This is a genomic window from Bradyrhizobium vignae (assembly GCF_004114425.1).
GTDB classification, from domain to species: domain Bacteria; phylum Pseudomonadota; class Alphaproteobacteria; order Rhizobiales; family Xanthobacteraceae; genus Bradyrhizobium; species Bradyrhizobium vignae.
In genome coordinates, this window is record NZ_RDQF01000002.1 from 1 (window position 1) to 16,282 (window position 16,282).

The following is a 16,282-nucleotide window of genomic DNA, read 5'->3' on the forward strand; positions in this document are numbered from 1 at the left end:
CCCGTTCCCGGATGTCTTCCGAATAGGGTCGCGTCATCCATGCCGGCCTCCGCCCTCCAGCATGGATGTTGAATCAGAAATCGCTCCCGGTGGGAATCCCGATTCCAGCCAAAAACAACATGCTCTAGGCGCCTTACTCTTTCGGGAAAAACTGGTAGTGAAGTCCGATGAACACCTATCGGGTTTTTATCCCCACATTCGAGGGGCAGGTAATTCAAGCAATCGATTTGGTCTGTGCAACGGGGCAGAACGCCCGAATACTTGCTGAGCGGCTGGTCGAGGCTAGCCCCGTGGAGCTTTGGGACGGGCCTCGCCGGATCGCTCGCTTCGAGCCCAAGAAGTCCGACTAAGGCGGCCTCAATTCAGTTTGCGGCGTAGCCGCTTGATGATCTCCCGGAGGTCAGCGACGTATTCCTCGATCATGCGCCGCGCCTCATCCAAGCGCGACGGCTTGGCCTCCTTACCATCGGTCTGTTTGTTGGGGTCGGCCATGGCTCGATGGAAGGCCGTAGATCGGCGTAGCTTGAGCTAAATCAAAGGAGGGGGGCACTGAGGCGGCCTTACTTCCTGTTGAGCAGATCGGCCAAGTCCAGCTCGAATATCTGCTGGGTCCGCTCGAACAGCTTCAAAAGGTCGATCGAAGCTGACATTCCGTGCCGGGCAACAATCACTCGCTGGCGCTCAATGATGAGCCGGCCACTATCAACGTGGCGCTGCGCTTGAGCGATCTGTTCATCCAGGGTCACTGCCGGTTTCCAATTTGGAACCAGAGTGCGCCCTAAAATCAAAACTGGCCAGTTAAAAATCAAACTAGCGACTGAGGTCGGAAACAGGCCAGCGCCCGACCGACAGTTCCGCGCGGCGTGCAGGGCGGGTCTCGAAGGCATCGTCTCGAAGCACCGCGAGCGGTTGTATCGGCCGCGAACCTGCGATTGGCGCAAGGTCAAGAACCGCGCGCACCCTGCTTTCTCGCGGGAGTTCGAGGGCGTGCACTTCATGCGTTCAGTTTGAACGGTCCCAGATGCCCGCTCATCATTCAACAGCGCTACAACAGCAGACATCGTGGAAGGTCGCCGAAGGGCCAGAAGCAAATATTAGTTGTCAGCGGGATTGTCTCGGAATGCGTCTTCCTCACGGGGCGCGCAATGCATTTTGAACGATAGAAATAACGGTGCCGCCCGACATTCGGCCGGTGGTTGGCAATCGTTCGGCTAAAGTTATCACCGCCCGCCACACGTCGGTCTTATGGGACGACCACCGAAGATCGAGCGCAGCAAGAACGCAAAGCAGGAGCCGGACGCACCGACGCCTGCGCAGAACGCGCTCGCCTCGCTCCTAGCGAACGGCACCGAGCTGGTTACGCGCGAGGAGAGTGGCGGCCCCATGCCTCGCGCTACCCTCACTGCGGAGGGCCTGCGAGCGGTTGCTGCGATGGCAGCGGAGGGCCAAGACCAATACAGCATCGCCGCCGCCCTGGGCATGAACCGCTCCACTCTCCAGGCCCTCATCAAGCGCGACGAGCGGGCCGAGGAGGCCATGAACCTCGGCAAGGCGCTTCTGGCCGACGAGCTATCGCACCTACTCCTACGAGCCGCGCGGCGGGGCAACATCGTGGCCGCGATCTACCTAACCAAGGCTCGCCTTGGCTGGGTGGAAGGCGTCGCTCCGGAGACGCGGCCGAACATCGTCATCAACCTGCCCGACGCAGCGACGCCCGAGGCCTACCTGAAGGCCATCAAGGTCATCGAGCCTTTGGAGGGGCAGCCGTGAGCACTGAGCAGCCCGAGCCGGAGATCGACCTGGGCGAGTTCGACACCGTGCAGGTCACGGTCGACGCCGACGGCAAGCCCGTTCTCGCCCGCCGCATCAAGCGCCACCCCACCCACACAGGCGGCCTCAACGTCGACGGCACTCCGACGCGCGCGAGGCGCTACCCGTGATCAGCCCCACACCATATCAAGCGACCGTCCTGTCGGTGCCCGAGAACTGGAACCTGCTGATGGCAGGCGGCCGAGGCGGCGGTAAGTCCACCGGTGCGCTGCTTCTTGTCCTTCGCCATGTCGAGAAGTACGGCGAGAAGGCTCGCCCGCTCATCGTCCGCGAGACACACAAAGCGATCACCGAACTGGAAGAGCAGCTCGATAGCCTCCTCTCCGTCGCTTACGGTAAGGGCGTCCGACACAATCGAGCAGAGCATACCTTCCGCCTTCCAAACGGCGCCATCATCGAGTGCGGCCAGCTCGACGGTCCCAACGCATATAAGAAGTATCAAGGCCGGTCGTTCACGCTGCTGATCGTCGACGAGTTCGGTCTGTTGGCCGACCGCCGCTGGGTAGACCTGCTGAAGTCCAACCTGCGCGGCGCCGAGGGCATACCGCTACGTGAGGTCCGCACCGCGAACCCCGGTGGGCCTCTCCATGCGCTCATCCACCAGAACTTTATCGCTCGGCAGCTTGCGTGGCACCCTTACGAGCTGGACGGTGAGACCTGGGTCAATTGCCCGTCGACATTGATCGACAATCCGCACCTCGACCACGAAGACTACAAACGCCGCCTGCGCGCGGCCTGCGGCAATGACGAGGAGCTGTTTCGGGCGTGGATCAACGGCGACTGGAACATCGCTCGGGGCGCTTTCTTCGGCGGCACGTTGGACGAGAAGGTCCACATGTTGCCGGTGGCTTGGCCGTACCCGATCACCAAGGAGTGGCTCGCAATGGGCGCACCATTCTTGCCGAGCATGAACTCGCGAGTTGCCGCGGTTGCTCGTTCGATTTGCCGTAGAGCGTACCGCTCGGGGTTCGATTGCTCCAAAACGCTTTCGGCGATGCCAAATTCCTTGTCGGTGATGATACCGAGAATGACGGTATCGGGAACTTTACAGCGCTTCAGATTGCATACCACGTAGAACAAGCATTCCGAGCGGCTTTGAAAACGGTCTTTGTTCTCCGGGTCTTCGCCATGCACGATCGCCACGATGACGTCGTCCCTAACGCCAAAGTCACGCCTTAGCTGGGACGGATCTTCAGTGCGCTTGATTTCGGCTGGAGCAGCCGCCTTGGGCTTCTCGCCACCGAGCAACGGCATCTTCGCAAACTGCTCGATCGGATACGACACGTCGCTCCAGGCGACGAGTTCGGCGCGGGTTGGCTGGCGTCCATTGCTGGCCTTCCAATTGATCGTCCCCGGCAGCCGCATGACACGGTCCACATTGTGGCAATCGTCTGCGCCAAACAGATATTCAAGTTGTTGGTTGTAACGCTTCGCCTCTTCGTAGGCCCCGGCATCGCCGTTGATCGGAATAGGCACCTGTAGACGCCAGAAGGCCTGATAGCCTCCGCCCGAGAAGACTAAAGCCGTTGGTACAGGCAAGTTTTGCGGCAGTGTAGCGAACAGCGCTTTGATGCGCTGGCGCTCCTCGTCGAGGTGTTCGCCGGCACGCGGGTCCACATCCACGTGGAGGAAGGCCATCTCGTGAATATCAGCGCGGCTCGCCTTCACGTTCTTGCCGTTGAGTTCGCGCGTCGTCGGGTTCACGGTCCAGTAGAGATTGCGTTTGCGGTTGTGATGATCGCGCAGCCAATCCATGCACGTGCTCCACTGCTCCGGGCGGAACGTCCGTGTCTCGATGTACTTGGTCTTCCTTCCGTCCTTCTCGATGGTCGTTAAAACCCAAGGACCGTTGGGGCGTACCTTGCGGAGAAAATCGATCCCTTGGTCAAAGTCTGGTGACGCATGCGTCGTCGGCGCCTGTTCGACGCTCTCAAGTGCAGTCATGTGGAAGCCTTCAAGCTGGGAGCAGCTCTGGCCGAGGTGCTCTCTTCTCTAGGGATGCCCGATCTCGTCGCAGCCTCAAATCAGTTTCGAGAACATGGTTGATGCAGATGATGCTGCGGGGGGCCTCATCTGGAGGTCAGCGCGCAATTCCTCTGTGACCACAACTGGATGCGCGAAACGCGAAAGCAGAAATAACTAGGAGCTATGTAACGCGCGCATACACTTCGCGAAGGAAACAGCTGTGTTAGGGATCATATCGTCCTTTAACCATTTACAACGGCCTTCACGCTTGAAACCTGGCCAATGGTCGGCGCTAGAGGCTTGGCAGCAATTGCGGCTAGCGACTATACTGGAAGCCATGTCTGAGAATCGAGATTACGACATCGCGCTCTCGTTTGCCGGCGAAGACCGTGACTACGTTGATAGAGTTGCGAATCTTTTGAAAGATCGCGGCGTGAAGGTATTCTACGATCTCTTCGAAGAGGCTGACCTCTGGGGCAAAGACCTCTACGTGCACCTCTCGGAGGTCTATCACAAGCGAGCTCGGTTCACTGTAATGTTCATTTCCGAAGCCTACGCAAAAAAGCTTTGGACCAATCACGAGCGCAAATCAGCCCAGGCCCGTGCCTTCCAGGATGCGCAGGAATACGTTCTGCCTGCGCGGTTCGACAGCACCGAGATACCGGGCGTCTTGTCCACGGTTGGCTACATCTCACTGAAAGAGCGCTCTCCCGAAGACTTTGTGTCCCTCGTTACGAAAAAGCTCGTCAGTTCGGGCGGGTCGGTGCCAACTGAACTGGTCCGCCGCGACTTCAGTATGCTGGCGCGGGCCGAGCCGCTGCCTGGCAGCAAATTCGCAGTCATCGTCAGAGACGATGAGGGTATGCCGATCGAAGGTTGCACTGTTTTCGTGCAAGCCGAGAACGGAACCTTCTACGGCAGTACCACTGGTGACGATGGTGTGGCGGTGTTCGAACAGATAGTGCGCAGGTCAAGCACACTGCTCGCCGCTCACCCGAGCTTTCCGGCGGCCATCTATGAGCGGGTGGACCCGGAGGGTGCGATGCAGATCAATCTTCCCCGCACTGATAACATTGGATCAGTCATTATCAACGACACCGGGCGCATCCCTGGCCTAATCGGATCCGTGAATCCCAAGTTGGATAGTTCGGAAAGGACCTATCTCTATGCCCACAACATCGCCATCGATGGGGGTAAGCGGCAGCCGGTTGCATTCAACATTAATGTCCCGTTCGAACTTGAAGATGCTTATGGAGCCATCGTGTATGCAACGATCAAGCACATCGCCGGCGCTATTACCTTGATACAGTACACCCGGAAGCCTCGAGCGTAGATGGTGCTGGTCTGATGGCCGCATGTGGCCCCTAAGCCGAGATTGCCAGCGTGAGCCTGGATATCAGCTTCGACAAGTGATTCAGACATTTCCGATTTCACGACAGACGGAATCTCAGGCGATGATTGCCGCGAGGTGCTGGGCGTAAGCGTCCAGCGCCTCGCGCTTTTCGTCGCCGTAGGCATGCTTGTTGTACCGGCGCTGCAGCCCTTGGGCCATATGCCCAAGGACGGCGTCGCGTACCTCTTGCGCAAAGCCCAGCGAGGCGAGGCGCGTCTCGCATGTCACCCGGAAATCATGTATGCGGTACGGCGCCTTCACGCCGGACGCCTCGTCCAGCTGTGTCTTGGCCTTGCTGAAGCCGGACACCGGTGTTGTGCCGTTCGTCGTGAACAGGTAGCCGTCGCGCTGGGGCAGAGCCTCGACGATGGCCTTGGTGGCGTCGGAGATTGGCACGAGGTGGTCCCGCTTGGATTTATACCGGCCGGAGGGGACCTCTAGCAGGCGCTTGCCCAGGTCCAGCTCCGATCGCTGAGCTGCAGCCCAATCGCCACGCCGTTGGCCGGTGAGGAGGAGCAGCTGGTAGATCGGGCCGAACGGGTAGCCCATCTCGCCCGAGCCGCGCCAAATCTGCCGGATTTCGTCGTCGGTAAGCGCCCTACCCGCCTCGTAATTGGCGCTTAGGTCGCGCCGCCGGAGGCCGTCTAAAGGGTTCGCGTGCACCAGCTCGCGGTCGATACACCAGTTGAAGAAGCGGGACAGGTTCTTTCGCACCTCTCGGGCCATGCCGTGCCTTCCCTCCTCCACCATGGTGTCGAGCAGGGCATGGATGTCGGTGCGGCGGATGCTCTGGAGGGGGCGATTGCCCAGCAACGGGCGGCAATGCAGGCGAAGAGTGCTCTCGACGGCCTGCCAGTTCTTGATGTTGGGCTTGAGTTCCGCCTCCACGAAGCGGTCGCTCGCCCAGGCGAAGGTCGTCAGGTTGTTCTCCCGCTGGGCTTGACGCGGGTCGCGGCCTTCGCTGGCGGCCTGCAAAGCTTGCCGAGCTTTGTCCCGGGCCTCCCGCAACGCAATATGCGGCCACGTGCCCAGGGTGATCCGGTGCGCCTTGCCGGTTAGCAGCCGCCCGCTGGGCGAGACGCCGCCCTCGCCCGGAACCTTGTAGATCACACTGAACGACTTCAGGCCGCTCGGCCTGACCCGGAGGAATAGCCCAGGACAGAGTTCGTCCTCGAAGGCGATGTCACCGCTGGGCGCCGCCTCTCGGCGGTCGTATCGCAGCTGTTCGAGGAAGAGGTCGTTAAAACGCTGGCGGGGCACTGGGCTTACTCCGGGGAAACGAGGGGAAACGAACCCTCTCCCGGATAGCCCAAAACCAGCAACATTCCGTCTCGTTTACTTTGGGTAGAGCCTTCCGAAACTCTTCACACGGGAGAGGTCCAAGGTTCGATCCCTTGTGCGCCCACCATCCGTCCTCCTGAACCATCCAGTTTCGGGCAATCCGGACAGCTGGCGTCGCCGTCAGGGCTTGCCGAGAGCGTTCCATCAAAAAATCGAAAAACAACCCCATGCACAGTAGCCGACGTCAGTCGGATCAATGGGTTACGCCTTTTCCGAAATCGGATTTGACTTGTCGGGCAAAACAGGGGCAGGATGGCACGATCAGGTAGGGCTCACCGGGCGACCCGGTCGGTCGTACCTGAACGGGTCACTCGCCATGGCAGACCTTGGCGGTTGGTTGCATCGGCCTGCATTCAACGCTCGCGGAACGCCCGGGCAACCTGGTCCAGGAGTGGCTTGGTGAAATACGACAAGACGCTGCGGTCGTAGGTCTTGGCAAAGACTTCCGCCGGCATGCCGGGCACAAGCTTGACAGTGCCGAGCCGTGCCAGCTCCTCGGGCATTATCGAGACACGTACCGTGTAATAATTCTGACCCGTACGTTGATCCGACGTCACGTCGGCGGAGATACGGCTGACCTTGCCCTCGATCTCCGGCGTCGTCCGCTGGTTGAATGCAGAGAATCGCAGGCTTGCCGATTGGCCGACATACAGCTGGTCGATGTCGGCCGGAGAAACCTTGGCTTCCACCATCAACAGGTCGGCTTCCGGCACGATCAGCATGACGGGATCGGCCGGGCTGACCACGCCGCCGACCGTATGGACATTGAGTTGATGAACCACGCCATCTTGCGGAGCGCGTATGTCAACCCGTCTCAGCTGATCTTCGGCCGTCACCTTGCGCTCGATGAATTCGCCAATCTTGCCGTCAATCTCGCGCAACTCCTTCGCAACCTCGCTGCTGAGGTCTTGGTCGATCTGCAGGATCTGCAGCTCGATTTCGGTGACCTTGCCCTGAACCTGGGCCGTGGAGGCGATCGACTGCGCCAGTTCGCCCTTGAGACGCGCGGCTTCGCGTTCCAAGAGGGTAAGACGGTTTATCTGGACCAGATTCTTCTCCCAGAGGCCGCGCACTCCGATCAGCTCGCGCTGGATCAATTCGATCTCCTCCGCCTTGGCTTGCTGCAAAGCCGCATAGCCGCGGATTTCATCCTCGAGCTGCGCGATCCGCTGGCGAAGCTGGGCTTTCTGGCCGCGACGCGCGGTGGCGCGCAACTCGAACAGCTTGCGTTCGCTGCCGATCGCCGCAACGAATTCCGCAGAAGCGTTGTCGAGCAGTTCCTGCGGGATGACCAGATTGTCGGCGCCGTCTCGCTCGCTGGCAAGACGAGCCTTGCGGGCGCGCATCTCATCCAATCCCTTGGTGTAGATGGCGAGGCCGGCACGCAGGGCGGTTTCGTCGAGCCGCACCAATGTCTCACCGGCACGAACATGGTCGCCTTCGCGAACCATCAGCTCTCCGACGATACCGCCGGTGAGATGCTGGACTTTCTTGACATTGGAATCGACGACCACCGATCCAGCAGCGGTGACCGCTCCCGACAGCTCGGTCGTGGCGGCCCAGCCGCCGATCCCGCCGGTCAGACCCGCCGCCAGAACGACGCCGGCGAGCAGATGATGGCGCATGCTGCGATCTTCGCCATATGTCGCGGTGGTCATGTGGATGCGGCCGGTTGAGGAACGACAACCTTGAACGGAGCGCCAGGCGGCCCGGCTTCCCGCCTTGCCACCAGCGACTGCACTTCCTCCTTGGACCCGAACGCCTGCTGCCTGCCATGGGTCATCGTCATCACGAAGTCCACGGCAACCAGCGCGCTGGAGCGATGCGCGACGATGACGACAACGCCGCCTCGAGCCCGAACGGCGAGAATTGCGCGAGTCAGCGCCTCCTCGCCCTCGATGTCCAGATTGGAATTGGGCTCGTCGAGCACGACCAGGAAAGGATTTCCATACAGCGCGCGCGCGAGCGCCACGCGCTGTCTTTGCCCCGCCGACAATAGCGAGCCCTGCTCGCCAATCTGGGTGTTGTACCCATCGGGCAGGCTGACGACGAGCTGGTGGACGCCGGCGGCTTCGGCAGCGGCAAGGATCTGCTCCATCGAAGCATCAGGTGCAAACCGTGCAATGTTCTCGGCGATGGTCCCCTCGAACAATTCGACGTCCTGAGGCAGGTATCCGATGTGATTTCCAAGTGCGTCAGGCGACCATTGCTCGAGCGATGCACCGTCGAGCCGGATAACACCGCGTGATGGCCGCCATGCGCCGACAAGGGCGCGCACCAGCGAGGATTTTCCCGAGCCACTGGCGCCGACAATGCCAAGCCCGCTGCCTGCCTTCAGGTGAAAGCTGATATCAGCAACCAGGATCTTTTCCGATCCAGGGGCGGCGACGGACAACTTGTCCACGACGAGGAATCGCGTTGGAGGCCGCAGAGGCAGTTTATCGGCGGACACCGGCAACGCCGACATGAGCCCGGTGAGGCGCTGCCAGCTTTGGGCCGCGGCGATGAAATTCTTCCAGTTGCCGATCGTGACATCCACGGGAGCAAGTGCGCGACCCGTCAGGATGGAACTGGCAATGATGATCCCCCCGGATGCCTCCTGTCGAATGACGAGGTAGGCCCCAACCCCCAGCACGGCCGATTGCAGCATCATGCGCAGCATCCGTCCCGTCACCCCGAAGCCTCCCGAGATGTCGTTGGCGATCCTTTGCTGCCTGCGATGAGCATCGCCCAGCTTGCGCCATCGCTCCAGAAACCTGGAGGACATCGACATGGCAATCAGGACTTCCGCATTGCGACGACTGGCTTCCGCAAGGCGGTTGCGTGCAGCGGCATAGCTCGACGCCTTCCGGACGGATTGCCGCGACAGCCGATCGGTGACCAGCGTCAACATCACCAGCATGAGCGCGCCGCCGAGGGCTGTCGCGCCAATCAGCGGATGGAAAGCAAAGCAGATGGCGAGGTAGAATGGCAACCAGGGCAGATCGAACAGGGCAGGAAGACCAGAGCCCGACATCACCGATCGCACCGTGTCGACGTCGCGGACCGGCTGCAGTCCGTCTCCGCCACCGCGTGTGCGAAGCGGAAGGCGAACCACCAGATCGTAGATGCGGTCACTGATCCGCCAGTCGATCTGGTTCCCGATGCGAACCAGCATTCGACCGCGAACCACTTCCAATGTGCCCTGAAAGAAGAACAGCAAGGCCGCGATGATCGTCAGGCCGGCCAGCGTAGATACGCTGCGGCCAGGCAGCACGCGATCATAGACCTCAAGCATGTAGAGGGAGCCGGTCAGGCTGAGGATATTGATCAACCCGCTGAAGGCTGCGATGCCCACCAGGGCCGTGCGGCACGATCGAAGTGCGGCGCGCAGCTCCGATCCTGCATCCGTGGAAACGCCTGCTTGCGTAGCCAACATCACACGCAATGACTCCGCAGCTTACGATGTGGTGATTGTCTCGAACTGATCGCCCCTTCACCGCAGAAAGCGATGAAACGGCTTCTAACTGTCGATGACTCATGACAGACGTTTGACAGCGACAGAGGTGCCGGACTTGGAGTCCGGCACCTCCACAGAGCAATAGCCTCGTCGGGCAACTTGGCGTCAGACGAGATATTGGTGGATCAGTTGCAGCTGGCCGCCTTCGACGAGCTCCCCTCCCACATTGAGGTGAGACTGGGTGTCGATCAGGTAGACGTTTTCCCCGGCATTGCCGAGGATATGCGTGACGTCGATGACGCCTGATGCCTCTTCGTCCTGGGTCAGGAAGTTTGCACCTCCCGTAACGAAGCGGCTTGCGTCGTGCTGGGCAAGCTGTGTGAGCGCGTCGGTCGCAGGATCGTATTGCCACACCTTGCCGAGATGGGCGTTGTTGCCGACGTCCTCGCAAAGAATGACTTTGCCGGGAGAATCGACGGCGACGTTGTCAAGCATCTTCTGGCCTTCGCTGCCGTTGAGCAGCAGCTTGATGGTGCCGCCGAGCTCGGGGTGCGACGCGTCGGTAAAGTCCAGCGCCCACAGCTGGCTTGGCGCGTTGAACGCATTCGTCGTCACGAAGTAGAAGCGGTTGGGATTGAGGGTGTCCCATGCGCCGTCCTCCGGCCGCAGGAAGCTCGTCACACCCGCAGTTTCGCTGTCCGCGTCGATTTGCGCGCCGGTTTTGCCGCTGACGTCGCCGAGGTCAATCATGGTGAAGGCGGACTTCTCGTCGGCACCCAGCGGGCTGGTGCTGCTCGGCGCATTGTTCGCGTAACCCTCGAAGTCGGTCACGTGAACCCCGAGCAGATGGCCGCCAGTCAGCCCGGCCTTCTCGATGGCATTTCCGGTCGACTGTTTGGTGCCGGAATAGAAGTAGACTTGGCCGTTCTGGCCGTCATCCATCATGCCGACGACGGTCTTGTCTCCCGTGTGCGCATTGGCGACCACGTTCTCGTAGGCCATGTTGCCGAGCCAGGCCAGCTCGTAGCTGTTCCCGTCCTGAGGGCCGCCGACAATATGCGCAAAGGCTCGCCCCTCGACGCCACCCTCTTCACCATTGAGATACAGCCTGCCGTCGAAGCCGAGCCCCGTCTGCGCGTTGTAGAACGCGCCCGAATCGGCAAGATCCGCGGAACAGAACCGGTTGAACGATACGGGGCTGTTGCCGGTGCTGTGGTCGACATAGTTACCGCCCTCGTACATCCAGACGTCATGGATGAGGTCCTTGCCCGACAGGACCTGCAGCGTCGTCTTGTCAATGACCCACTCCGACACGAACGCGCCGGTGCCGCCATGAGCGCGGGCAATGCCCGCCGCCGAGGGAAGTTCATGGTTCATCAGCACGGTGAAGGTGCCATCGCCATTGTCGAACGCGCCGAGGCCGTCCGGAATGCCGGCCATCTTGTAGCCGTTCACGCTGTCGCCGGTCGTCAGCAACGACTCGGTATAAACGTGGGAATCGCTGCTGAGCAGGTAGGGTGTCTGTGAGCTCGACGCGCCCTTCACCTCATCGGAAACAATGAACTGCTCGGCGTGAAGATCAGAAATGCGGGCATGCTCGATGATGAGCGCGTCGCCATTGCCGAGATCGATCTGAACTTTGTGGCCGATCTGGCGCGCGGAATTGATCAGCGCCTGAAAGGACGGAATGTTGAAGTCGCGGACGTCGATGCGATCGCCGGAATCGAGATGCTGGATCGTGTCCACACCCATGCCCTTCCGAAGCAGGAACTTGTCGTTGCCCTGATCTCCGTCCAGTTGGTCTCGGCCTGCGCCGCCAAGGAGCAGATCCCGGCCGCGGCCGCCATGCAGGTCGTCATTGCCGTCGCCGCCGATCAGGACGTCATTGCCGCTTTCGCCGAACAGCGCATCGTTTCCCTTACCGCCGTCGATCCAATCATCGCCGCGACCGCCGAAGACGGTGTCATTGCCGAGGCCGGCATCGATGGTATCATTGCCACGGAAGCCAAGAATGATGTCGCCAAGGTCCGACCCCGCAATGATGTCGTCTCCGTTGGTTCCGAACTTGATTTTCTTGAACGGACCGATGTGGCGATCGCCGTGGTGATGGTGTGACATGCTTTGCTTCCTGGCTTTTGGCTTGGTACTGGCACGAACGCTCCGTTAACCAACGGCTGTGACGTTGACGCGACATCGAGATGACGAGGACGATGCCCGCGTTCGATTCGAATTGTGCCATTCCGCTCTAATGAGCCATCAGGACAGGCAGATCCGCATGCTCCATGATATAGCTGGTCGCCCCGCCGAAGATCATTTGCCGCAGCCGGGTGCGGGTGAAGGCTCCCTTGATCAAGAGATCGCAGCCTTCAGCTCTCGCGGCATCGAGGACCGCCTCTCCGGTCTCGCGGTTCTCCAGTTCAACCCTTCTCACCTGGGCTGCAATGTCATTGTACCGCAGTTGCTGAACGATCTGATCGGCAGACGGTCCTGCTACCCCCTGGCCGCCAATGACGGTTAGCACCGATACCCTTTCGGCCGCACGAAGCAGCGGCATGGCAAATGCGTTTGCCCGAGCCTGCTCGGTACTACCATTCCAGTGGATCATGATGTTCGTCGCGATGCTTCTTGGTGCATTGGATGGCGTCAGGAGCACGGGCCTGCCGCTCTCAAACAGCGCGGATTCAATCGCGCGACGGTGAGGGCCCGCAGCATCGACGTCGGACCGTGCCATCACGATCAGATCGAAAGCGCGCCCATAAGTTCCGACAAAGTCTTCGCCCTCAGGCGCGGTCTCCAGCCAGCCGAAGCATGGTCCACGCGATCCCGCAATGGCTCGAGGAATATCGTGCTTCAACATGAATGCTTCGAAAAAGTTGCGCATGTCGTTCAATTCGGCTTCGGTCTTGACTTGATACGAATCCAAAAGGATGCCGGTGGCCAATTCCGCGGCTACATATTGAGGGATGCCGAACCGGAGCGGAAAGCCCTCGATATAGGCGCCGGAACGTTGTGCGAGACCTACGACGACATCGAGCGTGGATGTCATCATCGGAATGTTTCGAAGCGGGACCAAGAGCGTCTTCATTTTGAACCCCCGGTGTTTGCGGTGAACATTGACGCAAGATGCCTAGTTTCGCTTGGGACGGCGTGCCACGCGTGCCGACGATACAAACTCCGCGAGAAAACGACCGGCGCGCAGATCACGTCGGAACTGCCGGCGGAATGGTGCCTCGACATCGGGTTCATCGTCGACGACATTATTTGACCGCTCAACTGCTGCCTCCGGTCTGCAATGGTGCCGCCAGCGTACGTGGCAGCGTAATGATGAATTCCGTATGATCGCCAGGCTCTGTATCGACCTCGATGCTGCCGCCATGTTGCTTCACAATGACGTCGTGGCAGATTGAAAGGCCAAGCCCGGTACCTTCACCTGCGGGCTTGGTGGTGAAGAATGGATTGAATATTTTCTCCCTCACGTCGGCCGGGATGCCCGTGCCATTATCGCGAATGCGGATTTCGACGGCGCCGCCGAGGTTTGTGGTCGTCGCGCGCAGCCTTGGCTCGAAGCCGTCGCCGGCGGCGTCCTTCTGCTTGCTAGCCGCGTAGAAGCCATTTGAAATGAGGTTGAGGAACACCCGTGTGATTTCCTGCGGATACAGCTCGATCGCCCCCGCACTGGGATCGAGATTCCTTTCGAGCTCGATGTTGAAACCCGCCTTTTCAGCGCGCGCTCCGTGATAGGCAAGGTTGAGACTTTCCTCAACGATGGCGTTGATGTCGGTCGAGCGGCGCTCGCCAGAACCCTCGCGCGAGTGCAGAAGCATATTCTTGACGATGGAATCGGCGCGCTTTCCGTGCTGCACGATTCTCTCCAGATTGCCTTGTAGCATGCGTATCAGCGCGTCGATGTCCTGCCTTGCTGCCTCGCCGAGAGCGGCCGAGCGCAGCCCGTCGCCGAGTTCGTCAATCAGCTCGGAGGAAAGCGCAGCGAAATTGTTGACGAAATTGAGCGGGTTCTTGATCTCATGTGCAATGCCGGCGGTGAGTTGCCCGAGCGAGGCAAGCTTCTCGGTCTGGATCAACCGATCCTGCGCGTTTCGCAATTCCTCGAGCGATCGCGACAACTCCATAGTGCGCTCGCGCAGTTCATTCAGCAGGCGTGCATTCTCGATCGCGATCACACCCTGGTGCGCGAAATTGGACACGAGCTCGATCTGCTTGTCCGTGAAGGGCTTAACTTCCTGGCGGAAGATCGCGATGGTGCCGATCAGTTCGTCTTCCTTGAGCATGGGCACGATGACGAGGGTCCTTGCGCCAGCAAGGTCGGCAAGCGCGCGAACGTCGGGGTTGCCTTCGATATAGGGCGGCTGCGTCCTGATATCGTCGATATGAACCGTCTGGTGAGTCTTCTCGACGGTGCAGAGCCCGCTCGCGGGATGCGGGCGAATGCTCTGGTGCAGCCGGGTCCCGATATAAGCTGGCGGCGCGTTGTGCAATGCGACCGTACGAAAGCCGCCTTCCTCGTAGAGATTCATGGTGCCGAAGCCGGCGCCGCAGATCCGTGTCGCATTCTCCAGCATCTTGTGGAAGACCGGAGTCAATGAGCCTGATGAAGCGCTTATGATTTCCAGCACCTCCGAGGTTGCGGTCTGCCGCTCCAGCGATTCGTTCAACTGCTCGAACAGGCGCGCATTGCCGATGGCGATAACAGCCTGATCTGCAAAAGTCTGGAGCAGGTTGATCTGCTTCTCGCCGAATGGACGAACCTCCGTGCGACGTAGCACGATCGCTCCCATGGCCTCGCCTTCGCGCAACAGCGGCACACTCAAAACGGTCCGAACGTTGGAGCGAAGCGCATATTCGCGTCCTGTCGGGAATTCCTCCCCTTCGGGCCCAAGCAGATCATGCACGTGAACGGTGCGGCGGTCGATAATGGCCCGGCCGCTGGGCGATTGCGCACTGATCGATCGTCGGCTCCACACGACGGGAACTCGACCATGGTGCGCCTGGACGAGGATATCGTCGCCGTCCCTCAGAACGACGAGCGCATCGTATGCCTCGCAAAGCCCGCATGCGCTTTCCACGATCGCTTTGAGCGCCGGACCGACTTCAGTCGGCGAGGAAGCGATAACCCTCAGGATATTGGCGCTGCCGGTCTGGTACGTCAGCGCCTCGGATAGATCCCGCGTCCTGCTTTGCAATTGTTCGAAGAGCCGTACATTCTCGATGGCGATCACGGCCTGGTCGGCAAACGTGGCGACCAACTCGATCTGCTTTTCCGTGAAGGGCTGCACGCGCTTGCGGGCGATCACGATCGCGCCGATCGGCTCATTCTCGCGCAGGAGGGGAACGCCGAGTGCCGTGCGCTGGCCAGCCATGGTGATGGACTCGTGCAGGCGGTATTCGGGATCTGCAGCGACGTCGAGGATTTGCACGGGACGACGCTCGAGAACGGTCCGACCTGTGACCGTGCTCCTGCCGGGGGCAACCGGGTGAGCCTGCAGAAACGCGATGTATTCCTCGGAAAACCCTACCGCTGCTCCGGCCTGATATTCATCGCCTTCGCGGCGCATGATGAATGCCATCTCCGCTTCGCACAGCCTTGCCGCCGAATCGACCAGCGTGTTGAGTACGGCTTGCAGATCGAAGGTCGAGCGGCTGATCACCTTCAGCACATCGGCAGTCGCGGTTTGCTGCTGGAGCGATTCGGCGAGATCGCGCGTCTTCGCTTGGACCTCATCGAACAGCCGGACGTTCTCTATGGCGATGACGGCCTGGTCGGCGAAGGTCTGCAGAAGTTGCACATGATGCGGAGCGAAGGTACCCGGCTCGGCTCGCGTTACGCTGATCATGCCGATCACCTCGCCGCCGGTCGCGAGCGGAACGAACAACATGCTGCGAAAGCCGCGGGCGCGGGCGATGAACTTGATGTCGTTTGTCAGCGCTTCGGTATCGGGGGTCGGCACCACCTTACCGGTCTGCGTCCTTGCAAAACTCTCGAAATCGGCAATCGGCCGCGGAAACATCTTCTTCAATGCTTCATCGGCGGCGGAATTCGTCGGCGTGAACGCCGCCAAGTGGGCGGAGCCGTCGATGAAGCGGAATACGGTCGTCGAAAAGCCGCCGAGCAAGGCATTGGCGCGCCTCGCGATTGCATCGAATACCGGTTTCACCTCGGATGGCGAGCCGGCAATGATCTTGAGAATGTCCGCGGTGGCGGCCTCGCGATCTTGTGCGGCGCGCAATTCGGCGAGGAGCCGCGCGTTCTCCTGCTGCAAATCCGCCACAACGTCCTGAGGAAGCGCGGCCATGGT

At 60.5% G+C, this 16,282-nt stretch carries 12 protein-coding genes and 2 pseudogenes; 4 read left to right on the forward strand and 10 right to left on the reverse strand.

Going from position 1 to position 16,282, the window contains the following annotated elements; translation table 11 throughout:
• Positions 1-357: 357 nt before the first annotated feature.
• Positions 358-492 carry a hypothetical protein gene (locus EAV90_RS41125; protein ID WP_283810419.1) on the reverse strand — a complete coding sequence of 45 codons (135 nt, stop codon included), beginning with the start codon at positions 490-492 and terminating at the stop codon, positions 358-360.
• A gap of 68 nt (positions 493-560) precedes the next feature.
• A complete protein-coding gene (locus EAV90_RS01580; RefSeq protein WP_129142394.1) occupies positions 561-746 on the reverse strand; it encodes a hypothetical protein in 186 nt (61 codons plus the stop codon).
• Between the two features lie 499 nt (positions 747-1,245).
• On the opposite strand from EAV90_RS01580, the gene EAV90_RS01590 reads away from it, so the two are divergent.
• From EAV90_RS01590 to EAV90_RS01605, 4 genes are all read left to right on the forward strand, one after another.
• Positions 1,246-1,770 carry a hypothetical protein gene (locus EAV90_RS01590; protein ID WP_129142395.1) on the forward strand — a complete coding sequence of 175 codons (525 nt, stop codon included), beginning with the start codon at positions 1,246-1,248 and terminating at the stop codon, positions 1,768-1,770.
• Entirely contained in the window at positions 1,767-1,940 is a 174-nt protein-coding gene (locus tag EAV90_RS39200) for a hypothetical protein (RefSeq protein WP_164936727.1), read from the forward strand. The genes EAV90_RS01590 and EAV90_RS39200 overlap by 4 nt, the downstream gene beginning before the upstream one ends.
• Before the next feature lie 59 nt (positions 1,941-1,999).
• On the forward strand, positions 2,000-2,905 hold the full coding sequence (locus tag EAV90_RS41580; protein WP_430644708.1) for a phage terminase large subunit: 906 nt from the start codon (positions 2,000-2,002) through the stop codon (positions 2,903-2,905).
• 1,227 nt (positions 2,906-4,132) lie between these two features.
• A complete protein-coding gene (locus EAV90_RS01605; RefSeq protein ID WP_129142398.1) occupies positions 4,133-5,128 on the forward strand; it encodes a toll/interleukin-1 receptor domain-containing protein in 996 nt (331 codons plus the stop codon).
• 114 nt (positions 5,129-5,242) lie between these two features.
• On the opposite strand, the gene EAV90_RS01610 is transcribed toward EAV90_RS01605, so the two are convergent.
• From EAV90_RS01610 to EAV90_RS01640, 8 genes and pseudogenes are all read right to left on the reverse strand, one after another.
• Complete coding sequence (locus EAV90_RS01610; protein WP_129142399.1) at positions 5,243-6,448, reverse strand: tyrosine-type recombinase/integrase; 1,206 nt, start codon at positions 6,446-6,448, stop codon at positions 5,243-5,245.
• A 434-nt stretch (positions 6,449-6,882) separates the two neighbouring features.
• Complete coding sequence (locus tag EAV90_RS01615; protein ID WP_122401172.1) at positions 6,883-8,187, reverse strand: HlyD family type I secretion periplasmic adaptor subunit; 1,305 nt, start codon at positions 8,185-8,187, stop codon at positions 6,883-6,885.
• Positions 8,184-9,947, reverse strand: coding sequence for a type I secretion system permease/ATPase (locus tag EAV90_RS01620; protein WP_129142400.1), 1,764 nt, complete (start codon positions 9,945-9,947; stop codon positions 8,184-8,186). The genes EAV90_RS01615 and EAV90_RS01620 overlap by 4 nt, the downstream gene beginning before the upstream one ends.
• Before the next feature lie 186 nt (positions 9,948-10,133).
• The gene (locus tag EAV90_RS01625; RefSeq protein WP_245509443.1) at positions 10,134-11,423 is read right to left on the reverse strand and encodes a PhoX family protein; all 1,290 of its coding nucleotides are present in this window, start codon (positions 11,421-11,423) and stop codon (positions 10,134-10,136) included.
• Between the two features lie 366 nt (positions 11,424-11,789).
• A pseudogene (locus EAV90_RS40310) lies at positions 11,790-12,086 on the reverse strand (calcium-binding protein); the annotation flags it as partial.
• 127 nt (positions 12,087-12,213) lie between these two features.
• Positions 12,214-13,053: a universal stress protein gene (locus EAV90_RS01630; RefSeq protein ID WP_129142402.1), complete on the reverse strand. Its 840-nt coding sequence runs from the start codon at positions 13,051-13,053 to the stop codon at positions 12,214-12,216.
• Positions 13,054-13,116: 63 nt separating this feature from the next.
• A pseudogene (locus tag EAV90_RS40315) lies at positions 13,117-13,224 on the reverse strand (response regulator); the annotation flags it as partial.
• A 13-nt stretch (positions 13,225-13,237) separates the two neighbouring features.
• Positions 13,238-16,279, reverse strand: coding sequence for a GAF domain-containing protein (locus EAV90_RS01640; protein ID WP_129142403.1), 3,042 nt, complete (start codon positions 16,277-16,279; stop codon positions 13,238-13,240).
• Between the last annotated feature and the right edge of the window lie 3 nt (positions 16,280-16,282).